Genomic DNA, 14131 nt, shown 5'->3' on the forward strand with positions numbered 1-14131 from the left:
GCCGAGGAGAGAACATCGATGAGCAAACCGACGGGTGCGGCGGACGGTGTCGATACGGCCGGCCGTATCAGGAGACTCACCCAGGCCGCACTCAATGCCGACGTCACGATCGGCCGCGTCGACGGGGTGGCCCACGAGATCGGGACGTCCCTCGACGAATTCGCCCGCGTGCTGGGCAGGTTCGACGCGTTGCTGGACAAGTTCGCCGACGGGCTCGACACCTTCGCAGGCACGGTCCGGTCGGTGGACGGAGTCGTCGGGTCGCTGACGGCCCCCGAACAGGACCTCGACGAGCTGCTGCTGCGCGTCGGCCGGATCGTCGAGACGGTCGACTGGCTCCTGACCCCCGCGACGGCGGTGCGTCACCGGTTGGCCGGGATCAGATTCTTCTGAGCTCCGGTATGCGAGGGGCTATGCCGGGTTGCCCGCGGCCCGGCGATAGCCGCGCACCGCGGGGTAGGTGAAGATCAGCAGCCCGGCGAGCGACCACGCGATGGTCTTGAGCAGAGGCTCCGCGACGGGACCGCCCATCGACAGTCCCTTCATCGCGTCGATCGCGCACGACATCGGCTGGTTCTCCACGAACGGCTGGAGCCACGTGGGGTAGGCGCCGGTGGGTACGAATCCCGAGTTGAAGAACAGCAGGAGAGTGCACAGCAGGGAGAGGAGTTCGACGAGCGGTGCCTTCGCCGCGTTGACGGCGAGGGCGGTCACCATCGTCGCGAAACTCACCCCGAACAGCAGCGGCAGGAGCATCAGCGCGACACCGGCGAGGATGCCCTGATCGAACCGGAACCCGATGGCGAAACCGACGGCGATGATCAGCACCGTCGTGAGCATGATCCGCACCGATTCGGCCATCAGGCGACTGAGCAGGCCCGACGCGCGGTGCACGGGCAGCACCCAGAACCGGCTCAGGAGCCCGTCCGCCCATTCCTTCTTCAGCGACAGGCCGCCCGCGATGGATCCGAACATCGCGCCGACGAGCGTGATCATCGGAACGGTCCCGAAGACGCTGTTGACCCCGGTGGCCTTGGTGATCGAGATCCCGAGCACCGCCCAGAACATCAGCAACATCAACGACGGGTACACGATCGCCTGCAGCATGGTGTACGGGTCGCGCGCCCAGCGGAGTAGAAGTCGTCTGGTCTGCAGCAGGCTGTGCGAGAAGAGTGCGGCGAAGGAATTCTCCGGGTGGGGTTCGAGCACCTCGGGGAAGGTCACCGTCGCCGGTGTGTCGGATCGGTATTCGGTGGTCATCCGCGCCTCACATTCGACCAGATCGACAACGGAATGAAGACCAGTGCCAGCCCTCCGCACCACAACAGGGTGGGTGTCAGCTGGTGGAACGTGATCGTGCCTTCCGTCATGGCACGCATGGACGAGGAGAACTGCGAGATGGGCTGATTTCGCACGAAACCCTGCGCCCACTCCGGGAACTGCGTCACCGGAACGAAACCGGACGAGAACATGCCGAGGATCAGCTGGGGGAGCGTCAGCGCCTGACTGGTGACCTCGGGGCTCCGGGTCAGGGTGCCGAGGGCGTCGGCACCCGTCGTGAGCGTGAAGCCGATCAGCATCGCCAGCCCGCAGAACGCCGCGGTCAGCCCGAATCCGCCGTCGAACCGGAAGCCGATCGCGTATCCGTAGCCGATCGCGGCGACGAGTGAGATCGTCGAGTGCACGAGGGAGGCTGTCATTCGCGCGGCAAGCGGGACCGCCGCCCCGACCGGCATCGTCTGGAATCGCGAATTCATGCCGTTCGACGCCTCGGTGGCCGCGCGGTGCGCCGCCGAGATCGCGGTGAACGCCATGGCCTGCAGGACGATGATCGGCATGACGAACTGCGCGTAGTCGATGCCCTGGAACTTCATCACCAGACGCAGCGGCAGATAGAAACCGACTGTGAAGATCAGCGGGGCGAACACCGCGATGAAGAACTGACCGAACACCCACATCGTGTGCAGATTCCGCTGGGACAGCGCAATCCACTGCTGGATGATCGACGGTTGCGGCCGCCGGTGCCTGCCTTCGAGGGCACTGTCGAATCCGAGCTGGGCGGGCGCCGTCACGACGGCAGGCTCTCGTCGACGCGGACGTGACCGGTGAGGGAGAGGAAGACGTCGTCGAGGGACGGGCGCCGCAGGGCGATGTCGGCGAGCGTGACCCCGGCGAGGTCGAGGCGGCGCAGAACCTCGGCGAGGGTCTGGGCGCCGTGTTCGGCGGGAATCGACAGCCGGTCGGTGCCTTCCTCGATGGCCCGGCCGGGTGGGCAGAGGCTCGAGAGGATTTCGCGGACGCGCGGCAGGTCGTCGAGACTCACCGGGACGACCTCGCAGTAGCTTCCGCCGGTCCGGGCCTTCAGTTCGTCGGCCGTGCCCTCGGCGATCACGGTGCCCTTGTCGATGACGACGATGTTGTCGCTCAGCAGGTCGGCTTCTTCGAGGTACTGCGTCGTCAGCAGGATCGTGATGCCCTGCTCCTTCAGTGCGGACACGAGGGACCACACGCCCTGGCGGCTGCGGGGGTCGAGGCCGGTGGTGGGCTCGTCGAGGAACACCACCTCGGGACGGATCACGAGGCCACAGGCGATGTCGACGCGCCGGCGCATACCGCCGGAGTACCCGGACACCTTCCGGTCACCCGCTTCGAGCAGATCGAACTGTGTCAGGAGGTCCTGTGCGCGCGATTTCGCGGACGCCTTGGGCAGGCCCATCAGGCGGCCGAACAGCACCAGATTCTCGCGGCCGGTCAGCGACTCGTCGAGGGCGGCGTACTGGCCCGTCATCATGATGCTGCGCCGGACGTTCGCCGACTCCTCGACGACGTCGTGTCCGGCGACGAACGCGCGGCCCGCATCGGGGCGCAGCAGAGTGGACAGCACGTTGACGGTGGTGGTCTTCCCTGCGCCGTTGGGGCCCAGGATGCCCAGGACCGTGCCGCGGGGCACCTCGAAGCTCACACCCCGCAACGCTGCTACGTCACCGAAGGATTTCTCGATTCCCTCGACAAGAACGGCGGAGTCAGGTGCTGGCATGTCCCGAGTATGTCACGCGAAGAGGGTGATCAAGGCAGACCGGGGAACACCTTCGCGCCCGACGAAGGGGTGGGAAAAACTTCTGTAACGCGTAAAGACAGGTACACGATAAATGCCGGACGTCTGTACCACTTCGGCCTCGGCGACCACGGCGGAAACCGATCCCGTCCGGCCGGAAGGTCGTGCTGTACCGCGACGTTCCGGCTCCGGGGAAGTGCCACACGGCAATTCGGGTCACTCCCGCGAACTTCGAGACGAATGTGAGCTTCGACATGCGCCTTTCGCGCTCTACCGCGGCGTGACCCACGTCGTGATGTCGGCGTGAACCACCTCTACTCCCTGTCGGTCGAAGATGCGCACGGGCACCACCACGTCGGTGCCCTCGGTGATCGCGGCAAAATCCGGCAGCTCCGGCAGTTCCGCGACGGCGCGCAGCGTTCCGTTCGCCTTGGCGAGGTAGTCGACCGTCATCGACTTCGGGATCCACCGGTGGGTCGACGGCACGGTCGCCTCGGACAGCATGCCCATGGCGGCCTCGGCGAGGTTGCATGCCGCGATCGCGTGGAACGTACCCAGGTGGTTGCGCACGCCCCACCATTTCGGTGCGCGGACTTCGCAGCGGCCCGGGCGCATCTCGACGACGCGGGGGAGTACCGAGCCGAAGTAGGGGACGCGCAGACACATGCCGATAGAGAAGAGGACGTGTCCGAGCGTGTTGTCGGGGAGCTTCTGCCACGCGGCGAACGTGGGACTCGAGGTAGTCACTCCCGTATCTTACTTCAGAGTAAGTTCGGTCGAGTACGAGAGGAATCGAGCCCGGTTTGAAGTCTCCCGCCCGGTACGGCATACTGGTCGGGTTGCCTTGTCTGGGACGCGATCGTTTGCGGCCCGAAACAGGTGGGGTGAAACGTCGCGGTGTAGATCACATGACCTGCTCGCGGCCACATGCAAGACGGAAGCAGTACCTACTGGCACTCGAATTCGAGTGCATCCGGTGCGCGTTCCCGGCCCGAAAAGCTGAAAAGTTCCGGGTCGGAGAATGAGTGGGAGGGCGACACGCCCGACCGCGTGTACCGGAGAACCATGACAGATGAACAGCGGCAGCGGATCGGGTGTGTCCCGGTCGCCTAGCGTTCGGACAGTTGCGGCCCAGGTAAGGGACTGTGCAGACGAGGTAGTTCGGCCCGACTCGGGTGGGACTACGAAACGCGGCAAGAAAAGGACACTAAGCGTGGCGGGACAGAAGATCCGCATCAGGCTCAAGGCCTACGACCATGAGGCGATCGACGCGTCAGCGCGCAAGATCGTCGAGACGGTGACCCGTACCGGGGCCCGCGTCGTTGGACCCGTGCCGTTGCCGACCGAAAAGAACGTGTACTGCGTCATCCGCTCGCCGCACAAGTACAAGGACTCGCGCGAGCACTTCGAGATGCGTACTCACAAGCGGCTTATCGACATCCTCGACCCGACGCCCAAGACGGTTGACGCGCTCATGCGAATCGACCTTCCGGCCAGCGTCGACGTCAACATTCAGTGAGCGCGGCGGAGACAAAAACAATGACTGATACCAAGATCAAGGGAATCCTGGGCACCAAGCTCGGCATGACCCAGGTCTTCGACGAGAACAACCGGGTCGTTCCGGTCACCGTCGTGAAGGCCGGACCGAACGTCGTGACCCAGATTCGTACCGAAGAGCGTGACGGCTACAGCGCCGTGCAGCTCGCGTTCGGCGCCATCGACCCGCGCAAGGTGAACAAGCCGACTTCCGGCCAGTTCGCCAAGGCCGGCGTCACCCCGCGCCGCCACGTTGTGGAGCTCCGCGTTGCCGACACCTCGGAGTACGAGGTCGGCCAGGAACTTACCGCCGAGGTCTTCGAGGACGGCGCCTACGTCGACGTCACCGGAACCAGCAAGGGTAAGGGCTTCGCCGGAACCATGAAGCGCCACGGCTTCGCCGGTCAGGGTGCATCGCACGGTGCGCAGGCCGTTCACCGTCGCCCCGGTTCCATCGGTGGTTGCGCCACTCCGGGCCGCGTGTTCAAGGGCATGCGCATGTCCGGCCGCATGGGTAGCGACCGCATCACGACGCAGAACCTCTCCGTCCACAAGGTGGATGCCGAGAACGGCCTGCTGCTGATCAAGGGTGCGATCCCCGGCCGCAAGGGTGGCCTCGTGATCGTCAAGAGTGCAGTGAAGGGTGGTGCACGAGCATGACCAGCACCGAGACATCGACGACCAAGCTGACGCTGGACGTCAAGGTCGCCGGCGGCAAGACCAACGGCACCGTCGAGCTCCCCGCGGAGATCTTCGACGCGCCTGCCAACATCGCGCTTCTCCACCAGGTTGTCGTCGCGCAGCTCGCTGCTGCACGTCAGGGCACCCACGCCACCAAGACCCGCGGCGAGGTTCGCGGCGGTGGCAAGAAGCCGTACCGCCAGAAGGGGACCGGCCGCGCACGTCAGGGCTCGACCCGTGCACCGCAGTTCGCCGGCGGTGGCACCGTCCACGGCCCGCAGCCGCGCGACTACAGCCAGCGGACCCCCAAGAAGATGAAGGCCGCCGCCCTGCGCGGAGCCCTCTCCGACCGGGCCCGCAACGAGCGCATCCACGTGATCACCGAACTGGTTGCCGGTCAGACTCCGTCCACGAAGTCCGCCCGCACCTTCCTCGGCGAGATCTCGGACCGCAAGAAGGTCCTGCTCGTCGTCGGACGCGAGGACATCGCGGCCTGGAAGAGCGTGCAGAACCTGGACGGCGTGCACCCCATTGCACCCGACCAGCTCAACACCTACGACGTGCTCAACAGCGATGACGTCGTGTTCAGCGTCGAGGCGCTGAACTCGTTCATCCACGGGCCCGCCGAGACCGCCCAGGAAGAGAACAAGGAGGAGGGCAAGTGAGCACCATCGCCGATCCCCGCGACATCCTGCTCGCCCCGGTCATCTCCGAGAAGTCCTACGGACTGATCGAGGAAGGCACCTACACCTTCCTGGTGCACCCGGACTCGAACAAGACGCAGATCAAGATTGCCGTCGAGAAGATCTTCGGCGTCACCGTGACCAGCGTCAACACCGCCAACCGTCAGGGCAAGCGCAAGCGGACCCGGTTCGGTTACGGCAAGCGCAAGGACACCAAGCGCGCGCTCGTGACCCTCTCGGCCGACAGCAAGCCCATCGAGATCTTCGGAGGACCGGTCGCGTAAGCGCCCGGGACTTGACGAGACATAGAGGACGAGAAGACTCATGGCAATCCGTAAGTACAAGCCGACTACCCCGGGCCGTCGTGGCTCGAGCGTCTCGGACTTCGCCGAGATCACTCGGTCGACCCCCGAGAAGTCGCTGGTTCGCCCGCTCCACGGACGCGGTGGACGTAACGCACACGGTCGTATCACCACCCGGCACAAGGGTGGCGGACACAAGCGCGCCTACCGGCTGATCGATTTCCGTCGCAACGACAAGGACGGCGTGCCGGCCAAGGTCGCTCACATCGAGTACGACCCCAACCGCACCGCGCGTATCGCCCTGCTGCACTACGCGGACGGCGAGAAGCGCTACATCATCGCCCCCAAGGGCCTGATCCAGGGTGCTCCGGTCGAGTCCGGCGCAGGCGCCGACATCAAGCCCGGCAACAACCTGCCCCTGCGCAACATCCCGACGGGTACCACCATCCACGCGGTGGAACTCCGCCCGGGTGGCGGCGCCAAGATGGCCCGCTCGGCCGGATCCAGCATCCAGCTGCTCGGTAAGGAAGGCACCTACGCCACGCTGCGTATGCCGTCCGGCGAAATCCGTCGTGTCGACGTTCGCTGCCGCGCCTCGATCGGTGAGGTCGGCAACGCCGAACAGTCGAACATCAACTGGGGCAAGGCCGGCCGTATGCGCTGGAAGGGCAAGCGCCCGACCGTCCGTGGTGTCGTGATGAACCCGGTCGACCACCCGCACGGTGGTGGTGAGGGTAAGACCTCCGGTGGTCGCCACCCGGTCAGCCCGTGGGGCAAGCCCGAGGGCCGCACCCGCAAGAACAAGGCGAGCGACAAGCTCATTGTCCGTCGTCGCCGTACCGGCAAGAACAAGCGCTAGGAGGGAGTGAAGGATGCCACGCAGCCTCAAGAAGGGCCCGTTCGTCGATGACCACCTCCTCGCGAAGGTGGACGTGCAGAACGAAAAGGGAACCAAGCAGGTCATCAAGACCTGGTCCCGTCGTTCCACGATCATCCCGGACTTCATCGGCCACACGTTTGCGGTTCACGACGGCCGCAAGCACGTCCCCGTGTTCGTTTCCGACTCGATGGTCGGACACAAGCTCGGAGAGTTTGCACCGACCCGCACGTTCAAGGGTCACATCAAGGATGATCGGAAGGCGAAGAGGCGATGAGCAACACCGAAACCGCCAACCCGACCGCCAAGGCAGTTGCGCGCCACGTGCGCGTCACGCCGATGAAGGCGCGTCGTGTTGTGGACCTGGTCCGCGGGCGTTCGGTTGAAGACGCCCTGAACATCCTGAAGTTCGCGCCGCAGGCAGCGAGCGAGCCGGTCGCCAAGGTGATCGCCTCTGCAGCAGCCAACGCCGAGAACAACCTCGACCTCGACCCGAGCACGCTTGTCGTCGCCACGGCGTTTGTGGACGAGGGCGCGACCCTCAAGCGGTTCCAGCCGCGTGCACAGGGACGTGCGTTCCGTATCCGCAAGCGCACCAGTCACATCACCGTGATCGTGGAGAGCCTGCCGAAGACCGGAACATCGACCCGTAATCGCCGGAAGGGAAGTGCTCAGTAGTGGGCCAGAAAATCAACCCGCACGGCTTCCGCCTCGGCATCACCACCGACTGGAAGTCTCGCTGGTACGCAGACAAGCAGTACGCGGAGTACGTCAAGGAAGACGTCGCGATCCGTAAGCTCCTCGCCACCGGCATGGAGCGCGCGGGCATCGCGAAGGTCGAGATCGAGCGCACCCGTGACCGTGTGCGTGTGGATATCCACACCGCTCGCCCGGGCATCGTCATCGGCCGCCGCGGCGCCGAAGCCGATCGCATCCGTTCCGAGCTCGAGAAGCTGACCGGCAAGCAGGTCCAGCTGAACATCCTCGAGGTCAAGAACGCCGAGGCCGAGGCTCAGCTCGTCGCACAGGGTGTGGCCGAGCAGCTCTCGAACCGTGTCGCCTTCCGTCGCGCCATGCGCAAGGCCATCCAGTCGGCCATGCGTCAGCCCAACGTCAAGGGCATCCGCGTTCAGTGCTCCGGTCGTCTCGGCGGCGCCGAGATGTCCCGGTCGGAGTTCTACCGCGAAGGCCGTGTGCCGCTGCACACGCTTCGTGCGGACATCGACTACGGCCTCTACGAGGCCAAGACCACCTTCGGCCGCATCGGCGTGAAGGTCTGGATCTACAAGGGCGACATCGTCGGTGGCAAGCGTGAGCTGGCCGCCAACGTGGCTGCTCCCGCAGGCGACCGCCCGCGCCGTGAGCGTCCGAGCCGTCCCCGTCGTTCCGGTGCCACCGGCACCACCGCGACCAGCACCGAGGCCGGCCGCGCAGCGACCGCCACTGCCGATGCACCCGCTACGACTGAACAGAAGGAGGGCTGACGCATGTTGATCCCACGGCGGGTCAAGCACCGCAAGCAGCACCATCCGAGCCGTTCGGGTGCCGCCAAGGGTGGAACCCAGGTGACCTTCGGTGACTACGGCATCCAGGCTCTCGAGCCGGCCTACATCACCAACCGGCAGATCGAGTCCGCTCGTATCGCCATGACCCGGCACATCAAGCGTGGCGGCAAGATCTGGATCAACATCTTCCCGGATCGCCCCCTCACCAAGAAGCCGGCCGAAACCCGAATGGGTTCCGGTAAGGGTTCGCCCGAGTGGTGGATCGCGAACGTCAAGCCCGGTCGCGTGATGTTCGAGATGAGCTACCCCAATGAGGAGATCGCTCGTGAGGCCCTGCGCCGCGCGATGCACAAGCTCCCGTGCAAGTGCCGGATCGTGACAAGGGAGGAGCAGTTCTGATGGCTACTGGAACCCCAGCCGCAGAGCTCCGCGAGCTCACCGAAGAAGAGCTGGTCACCCGGCTTCGTGAGTCGAAGGAAGAGCTGTTCAACCTTCGTTTCCAGATGGCCACGGGTCAGATGGACAACAACCGTCGACTTCGTACCGTTCGTCACGAGATCGCGCGTATCTACACCGTTCTGCGTGAGCGTGAGCTCGGGCTGGCCGTTGGTCCGGACGCAGGTGACGCGGCATGAGTGAGGAAAAAGCAGTGAGCACTGAAGAGCGCGGCAGCCGCAAGGTCCGCACCGGATACGTCGTCTCCGACAAGATGGAGAAGACGATCGTGGTCGAGCTCGAAGACCGGGTCAAGCACCCGCTCTACGGCAAGATCATCCGGCGCACCAGCAAGGTGAAGGCGCACGACGAGAACGGCGTCGCAGGCATCGGTGACCGCGTGCAGCTGATGGAGACCCGTCCGCTGTCCGCGACCAAGCACTGGCGCCTCGTCGAGGTCCTCGAGAAGGCCAAGTAAGAAACCGAATAATGTATCCAGTACGATGGTGGGGTTGCCTTGCGGCAGACGCACGGCAACCCCACCGTTGTGCCGCCCACCCGGGCGGCCCCTCTCGCAGGGCACGGGTACAGACCGCGCACGTCGGGTCGGAAATCTGCCGTGCAACAGTCCAGGTCAAGGAGAAGTAAGTGATTCAGCAGGAGTCGCGGCTGCGCGTCGCCGACAACACGGGTGCCAAGGAGATTCTCTGCATCCGCGTTCTCGGTGGTTCGTCTCGCCGCTACGCCGGGATCGGTGACATCATCGTCGCCACCGTCAAGGACGCCATCCCGGGTGGAAACATCAAGAAGGGCGAGGTCGTCAAGGCCGTCATCGTCCGTACCACCAAGGAACGTCGCCGTCCGGACGGGTCGTACATCAAGTTCGACGAGAACGCCGCCGTCCTCATCAAGCCGGACAACGATCCCCGTGGCACCCGCATCTTCGGCCCCGTCGGCCGTGAACTGCGTGAGAAGAAGTTCATGAAGATCGTCTCGCTCGCCCCGGAGGTGCTGTGATGAAGGTGCACAAGGGTGACACCGTGCTGGTCATCGCCGGCAAGGACAAGGGCGCGAAGGGCAAGGTCATCCAGGCCTACCCCGCGACCAACAAGGTCCTCGTCGAAGGCGTGAACCGCATCAAGAAGCACACCGCGGTTTCCGCGAACGAGCGCGGAGCCTCCTCCGGCGGCATCGTCACGCAGGAAGCCCCGATCCACGTTTCCAACGTCGCGGTCGTCGACTCGGACGGCAACCCCACTCGCGTGGGCTACCGGACCGACGAAGAGTCCGGCAAGCGCGTTCGGATTTCCCGGAAGAACGGGAAGGACATCTGACATGACCTCCACTGAGAACAAGATCCAGCCGCGCCTGAAGACTCGCTACCGCGAGGAGATCAAGGCTGCGCTGAACACCGAGTTCGACTACGCCAACGTGATGCAGATCCCCGGCGTCGTCAAGGTCGTCGTCAACATGGGTGTCGGTGACGCCGCGCGCGACGCCAAGCTGATCAACGGTGCCGTCAACGATCTCGCTCTGATCACCGGTCAGAAGCCCGAGATCCGCAAGGCACGCAAGTCCATCGCGCAGTTCAAGCTCCGCGAGGGAATGCCGATCGGTGCCCGCGTCACGCTGCGTGGCGACCGCATGTGGGAGTTCCTGGACCGTCTCGTGTCCGTCGCGCTTCCCCGCATCAGGGACTTCCGCGGCCTGTCGGGCAACCAGTTCGACGGCAACGGCAACTACACCTTCGGCCTGAACGAGCAGTCGATGTTCCACGAGATCGACGTGGACAAGATCGACCGCCCGCGCGGCATGGACATCACCGTGGTGACCACCGCGACCAACAACGAAGAAGGCCGTGCCCTGCTGAAGCACCTCGGCTTCCCGTTCAAGGAGAACTGAGCTAATGGCTAAGAAGGCATTGGTCAACAAGGCCAACAAGAAGCCCAAGTTCGCGGTGCGCGCCTACACCCGCTGCCAGCGCTGCGGCCGTCCGCACTCGGTGTTCCGCAAGTTCGGCCTGTGCCGAATCTGCGTCCGTGAGATGGCGCACGCCGGCGAGCTGCCCGGCGTCCACAAGAGCTCCTGGTGAGCCGGTGACGCCGTCGCCTCGGCGGCGGCGTCACCCCACAGACTTCCGGTTCGTAACCTCGGACCGGGAAACGTAAGACCTACTTCGCGATAGGCCTGCGCCGGAAACGGCAGAGGGAACCGTTGTGAGAAAGGTAGAGGTCAACCTCATGACCATGACCGACCCCATCGCAGACTTCTTGACGCGTCTGCGCAACGCCAACACGGCGTACCACGATGAGGTGAAGTTGCCTCACTCGAAGATCAAGGCGAACATCGCCGAGATCCTCAAGCGCGAGGGTTACATCGCCGACTACCGCACCGAAGACGCCGAGGTGGGCAAGACCCTCATCGTCGACCTGAAGTACGGCCCGAGCCGTGAGCGCAGCCTCGCCGGCGTGCGCCGCGTCTCCAAGCCCGGTCTGCGTGTGTACGCGAAGTCCACCAACCTGCCCAAGGTTCTGGGCGGCCTCGGCGTGGCGATCATTTCCACGTCCACCGGCCTGCTCACCGATCGCCAGGCGGCCAATCAAGGAGTGGGCGGGGAAGTCCTCGCCTACGTCTGGTAAGGGAGGCCACCACAATGTCGCGTATTGGAAAGATTCCCGTCACCGTCCCCGGCGGCGTCGACGTCTCGATCGACGGCCAGGACGTCACGGTCAAGGGTCCCAAGGGCTCACTCGCCCTGACGATCTCCGAGCCCATTGCCATTGCGAAGAACGACGACGGCACGCTCAGCGTGACCCGTCCGGACGACGAGCGTCGCAGCCGCGCGCTGCACGGTCTGTCTCGTACCCTGGTACAGAACCTCATCACCGGTGTCACCGACGGTTACACCACCAAGATGGAGATTCACGGCGTCGGTTACCGCGTCGCTCTCAAGGGCAAGGACCTCGAGTTCGCACTCGGCTACAGCCACCCGGTCCCGATCGAGGCTCCGGAAGGCATCACCTTCGCGGTCGAGTCGCCCACCAAGTTCTCGGTGTCGGGCATCGACAAGCAGAAGGTCGGGCAGATCTCGGCCAACATCCGTCGTCTCCGTCGTCCGGACCCGTACAAGGGCAAGGGCGTGCGTTACGAGGGTGAGCAGATCCGCCGCAAGGTCGGAAAGACGGGTAAGTGATATGAGCCAGACTGCAAACCAGAAAGCCAAGCGGGTTCCGCTCGGCAAGGATGCGTCCACGAAGCGTCGCCTGTCGAAGGTGCGTCGTCACTTCCGTCTCCGCAAGAAGGTCTCCGGCACGCCCGAGCGTCCCCGCCTGGTCGTCAACCGGTCCTCGCGCCACATCCACGTCCAGCTCGTGGACGACCTCGCAGGCCACACCCTGGCCGCGGCGTCGACCACCGAGGCCGACGTGCGGGCCGCGGACGGCGACAAGAAGGCCCTCAGCGCAAAGGTCGGTCAGCTGATCGCCGAGCGCGCGAAGGCTGCCGGCGTCGAGACCGTGGTCTTCGACCACGGCGGACACGGCTACCACGGTCGCATCGCGGCCCTGGCGGACGCAGCTCGCGAAGGCGGGTTGAAGTTCTGATGACCATCATTTCGAACGGAAGGACAGCCTGATGCCGGGACGTCAGAGGCGTGACGGCGGAAGCGGACCCGCCGGACAGAATGGCCCCAACACGGGGGACAACCGCGGCGGCGGCGACCGTCGTGGTGGCGGTCGCGACGATCGTCGCGGCGGACAGTCGGCCGAGAAGTCGAACCACATCGAGCGCGTCGTCACGATCAACCGCGTGTCGAAGGTCGTCAAGGGTGGTCGTCGCTTCAGCTTCACCGCTCTGGTGATCGTCGGCGACGGTAATGGACTGGTCGGCGTCGGCTACGGCAAAGCCAAGGAAGTTCCTGCGGCCATTCAGAAGGGTGTCGAGGAGGCTCGCAAGAGCTTCTTCCGCGTTCCGATGATCGGTGGCACCATCACGCACCCGATTCAGGGTGAGGCCGCAGCGGGCGTCGTCATGCTGCGTCCGGCCAGCGCGGGTACCGGTGTCATTGCCGGCGGCGCGGTGCGTGCCGTGCTGGAGTGCGCCGGTATCCACGACATCCTGTCGAAGTCGCTCGGTAGCGACAACGCCATCAATGTCGTGCATGCGACCGTTGCTGCGCTCAAGGGCCTGCAGCGTCCCGAGGAAGTTGCGGCTCGCCGCGGTCTCCCCCTCGAAGACGTGGCTCCCGCCGGCATGCTGCGTGCACGCGCACAGGCTGGGAGCGTGAAGTAATGGCCGAACTCAAGGTCACTCAGATCAAGAGCACCATCGGTACCAAGCAGAACCAGAAGAACTCTCTGCGCACGCTGGGCCTGAAGGGCATCCGTCAGACCGTTGTTCGTGAGGACAACGCGCAGAACCGCGGTCTGATCAACGTGGTGCGCCACCTCGTCACAGTTGAGGAGGTCTAACCATGACCATCAAACTGCATCACCTGCGCCCCGCACCCGGAGCCAAGTCCAACAAGATTCGTGTTGGTCGTGGTGAAGGCGGCAAGCGCGGCAAGACCGCCGGTCGCGGCACGAAGGGCACCAAGGCCCGCAAGAACGTGCCCGCAGCCTTCGAGGGTGGACAGATGCCGCTGCACATGCGTCTGCCCAAGCTCAAGGGCTTCACCAACCCGTTCCGCACCGAGTACCAGGTCGTCAACGTCGGCGACATCGCCCGTCTGTTCCCCGAAGGTGGACAGGTCACGGTCGAGGACCTCGTTGCCAAGGGTGCCGTTCGCAAGAACCAGCTCGTCAAGGTTCTCGGCGACGGCGACCTGACTGTCGCCGTCCAGGTGACGGTCGACAAGTTCACCGGCTCCGCCAAGGAGAAGATCGCTGCTGCCGGTGGTACCGCCACCGAGCTGTGAGCTATCACCGCTAGCCAGTAGATGGCCGCAGTACAGCCTCGCGCTGTACTGCGGCCATTTGCGGCTGTACGGGCAGCACTGCCGCAGGTCTCCCAACTGTGCGTTCAGTTGCCACTGTTAGAGTTCTAGAGTTCATTCACGG

26 protein-coding genes are annotated in these 14131 nt (G+C 64.9%); 22 read left to right on the forward strand and 4 right to left on the reverse strand.

The features are described 5' to 3' along the window. The first annotated feature begins 18 nt into the window (after window positions 1–18). Entirely contained in the window at window positions 19–393 is a 375-nt protein-coding gene (locus tag QM841_RS17845; protein ID WP_283332979.1) for a hypothetical protein, read from the forward strand. Between the two features lie 18 nt (window positions 394–411). Here the strand turns inward: QM841_RS17845 and QM841_RS17850 are convergent, their stop codons facing one another. The 4 genes from QM841_RS17850 to QM841_RS17865 all read right to left on the reverse strand — a co-directional run bounded on the left by QM841_RS17850 (window position 412) and on the right by QM841_RS17865 (window position 3802). After that, window positions 412–1260 (reverse strand): ABC transporter permease, encoded by an 849-nt coding sequence (locus tag QM841_RS17850; RefSeq protein WP_105412652.1) that lies wholly within the window; start codon window positions 1258–1260, stop codon window positions 412–414. Further along, window positions 1257–2072, reverse strand: a complete 816-nt coding sequence (locus QM841_RS17855; protein ID WP_105412651.1) for an ABC transporter permease — start codon at window positions 2070–2072, stop codon at window positions 1257–1259. The genes QM841_RS17850 and QM841_RS17855 overlap by 4 nt, the downstream gene beginning before the upstream one ends. Continuing rightward, window positions 2069–3037 (reverse strand): ATP-binding cassette domain-containing protein, encoded by a 969-nt coding sequence (locus QM841_RS17860; protein ID WP_105412650.1) that lies wholly within the window; start codon window positions 3035–3037, stop codon window positions 2069–2071. Before QM841_RS17860 ends, QM841_RS17855 begins: the two co-directional genes overlap by 4 nt. 288 nt (window positions 3038–3325) lie before the next feature. Next, the gene (locus QM841_RS17865; RefSeq protein WP_280782634.1) at window positions 3326–3802 is read right to left on the reverse strand and encodes a hotdog fold domain-containing protein; all 477 of its coding nucleotides are present in this window, start codon (window positions 3800–3802) and stop codon (window positions 3326–3328) included. Window positions 3803–4268: 466 nt separating this feature from the next. On the opposite strand from QM841_RS17865, the gene rpsJ reads away from it, so the two are divergent. The 21 genes from rpsJ (at window position 4269) to rplO (ending at window position 13989) form a co-directional block, all read left to right on the forward strand. Continuing rightward, complete coding sequence (rpsJ, locus tag QM841_RS17870; RefSeq protein ID WP_003938093.1) at window positions 4269–4574, forward strand: 30S ribosomal protein S10; 306 nt, start codon at window positions 4269–4271, stop codon at window positions 4572–4574. A 20-nt stretch (window positions 4575–4594) separates the two neighbouring features. Continuing rightward, window positions 4595–5251: a 50S ribosomal protein L3 gene (gene rplC, locus QM841_RS17875; protein ID WP_009479366.1), complete on the forward strand. Its 657-nt coding sequence runs from the start codon at window positions 4595–4597 to the stop codon at window positions 5249–5251. Next, window positions 5248–5937 carry a 50S ribosomal protein L4 gene (gene rplD, locus QM841_RS17880; protein WP_105412648.1) on the forward strand — a complete coding sequence of 230 codons (690 nt, stop codon included), beginning with the start codon at window positions 5248–5250 and terminating at the stop codon, window positions 5935–5937. The genes rplC and rplD overlap by 4 nt, the downstream gene beginning before the upstream one ends. Next, a complete protein-coding gene (gene rplW, locus QM841_RS17885) occupies window positions 5934–6239 on the forward strand; it encodes a 50S ribosomal protein L23 (protein WP_005239632.1) in 306 nt (101 codons plus the stop codon). The genes rplD and rplW overlap by 4 nt, the downstream gene beginning before the upstream one ends. Window positions 6240–6279: 40 nt before the next feature. Beyond that, entirely contained in the window at window positions 6280–7116 is an 837-nt protein-coding gene (gene rplB, locus QM841_RS17890) for a 50S ribosomal protein L2 (protein WP_280782635.1), read from the forward strand. 13 nt (window positions 7117–7129) lie between these two features. Next, on the forward strand, window positions 7130–7411 hold the full coding sequence (rpsS, locus tag QM841_RS17895) for a 30S ribosomal protein S19 (RefSeq protein WP_003940820.1): 282 nt from the start codon (window positions 7130–7132) through the stop codon (window positions 7409–7411). Then, window positions 7408–7812, forward strand: coding sequence for a 50S ribosomal protein L22 (rplV, locus tag QM841_RS17900; RefSeq protein WP_005239634.1), 405 nt, complete (start codon window positions 7408–7410; stop codon window positions 7810–7812). The genes rpsS and rplV overlap by 4 nt, the downstream gene beginning before the upstream one ends. Continuing rightward, on the forward strand, window positions 7812–8618 hold the full coding sequence (rpsC, locus tag QM841_RS17905) for a 30S ribosomal protein S3 (RefSeq protein ID WP_005239635.1): 807 nt from the start codon (window positions 7812–7814) through the stop codon (window positions 8616–8618). Before rplV ends, rpsC begins: the two co-directional genes overlap by 1 nt. Before the next feature lie 3 nt (window positions 8619–8621). Then, window positions 8622–9038, forward strand: coding sequence for a 50S ribosomal protein L16 (gene rplP / locus QM841_RS17910; RefSeq protein WP_005239636.1), 417 nt, complete (start codon window positions 8622–8624; stop codon window positions 9036–9038). Further along, complete coding sequence (gene rpmC / locus QM841_RS17915; RefSeq protein WP_005239637.1) at window positions 9038–9274, forward strand: 50S ribosomal protein L29; 237 nt, start codon at window positions 9038–9040, stop codon at window positions 9272–9274. The genes rplP and rpmC overlap by 1 nt, the downstream gene beginning before the upstream one ends. Next, window positions 9271–9552: a 30S ribosomal protein S17 gene (gene rpsQ / locus QM841_RS17920; RefSeq protein ID WP_005239638.1), complete on the forward strand. Its 282-nt coding sequence runs from the start codon at window positions 9271–9273 to the stop codon at window positions 9550–9552. Before rpmC ends, rpsQ begins: the two co-directional genes overlap by 4 nt. A 170-nt stretch (window positions 9553–9722) precedes the next feature. Continuing rightward, complete coding sequence (gene rplN / locus QM841_RS17925; RefSeq protein ID WP_005239639.1) at window positions 9723–10091, forward strand: 50S ribosomal protein L14; 369 nt, start codon at window positions 9723–9725, stop codon at window positions 10089–10091. After that, window positions 10091–10408: a 50S ribosomal protein L24 gene (gene rplX, locus QM841_RS17930; RefSeq protein ID WP_005239640.1), complete on the forward strand. Its 318-nt coding sequence runs from the start codon at window positions 10091–10093 to the stop codon at window positions 10406–10408. Before rplN ends, rplX begins: the two co-directional genes overlap by 1 nt. Before the next feature lies 1 nt (window position 10409). Further along, on the forward strand, window positions 10410–10976 hold the full coding sequence (rplE, locus tag QM841_RS17935) for a 50S ribosomal protein L5 (RefSeq protein ID WP_005239642.1): 567 nt from the start codon (window positions 10410–10412) through the stop codon (window positions 10974–10976). 4 nt (window positions 10977–10980) lie between these two features. Further along, a complete protein-coding gene (locus tag QM841_RS17940; RefSeq protein WP_005239644.1) occupies window positions 10981–11166 on the forward strand; it encodes a type Z 30S ribosomal protein S14 in 186 nt (61 codons plus the stop codon). 148 nt (window positions 11167–11314) lie between these two features. Then, complete coding sequence (rpsH, locus tag QM841_RS17945) at window positions 11315–11713, forward strand: 30S ribosomal protein S8 (protein ID WP_005239657.1); 399 nt, start codon at window positions 11315–11317, stop codon at window positions 11711–11713. Between the two features lie 14 nt (window positions 11714–11727). Next, a complete protein-coding gene (rplF, locus tag QM841_RS17950) occupies window positions 11728–12267 on the forward strand; it encodes a 50S ribosomal protein L6 (protein ID WP_009479371.1) in 540 nt (179 codons plus the stop codon). Window position 12268: 1 nt separating this feature from the next. After that, on the forward strand, window positions 12269–12676 hold the full coding sequence (gene rplR / locus QM841_RS17955; protein ID WP_072945701.1) for a 50S ribosomal protein L18: 408 nt from the start codon (window positions 12269–12271) through the stop codon (window positions 12674–12676). 31 nt (window positions 12677–12707) lie between these two features. After that, window positions 12708–13364, forward strand: coding sequence for a 30S ribosomal protein S5 (rpsE, locus tag QM841_RS17960; protein WP_073359810.1), 657 nt, complete (start codon window positions 12708–12710; stop codon window positions 13362–13364). Further along, window positions 13364–13543 carry a 50S ribosomal protein L30 gene (gene rpmD, locus QM841_RS17965; protein ID WP_005239665.1) on the forward strand — a complete coding sequence of 60 codons (180 nt, stop codon included), beginning with the start codon at window positions 13364–13366 and terminating at the stop codon, window positions 13541–13543. The genes rpsE and rpmD overlap by 1 nt, the downstream gene beginning before the upstream one ends. Window positions 13544–13545: 2 nt before the next feature. Then, entirely contained in the window at window positions 13546–13989 is a 444-nt protein-coding gene (gene rplO, locus QM841_RS17970) for a 50S ribosomal protein L15 (RefSeq protein WP_280782637.1), read from the forward strand. The last annotated feature ends 142 nt before the right edge of the window (window positions 13990–14131 follow it).

Origin of the sequence: Rhodococcus sp. IEGM 1307, from assembly GCF_030056915.1 — a bacterium.
Taxonomy (GTDB): domain Bacteria; phylum Actinomycetota; class Actinomycetes; order Mycobacteriales; family Mycobacteriaceae; genus Rhodococcus_F; species Rhodococcus_F opacus_D.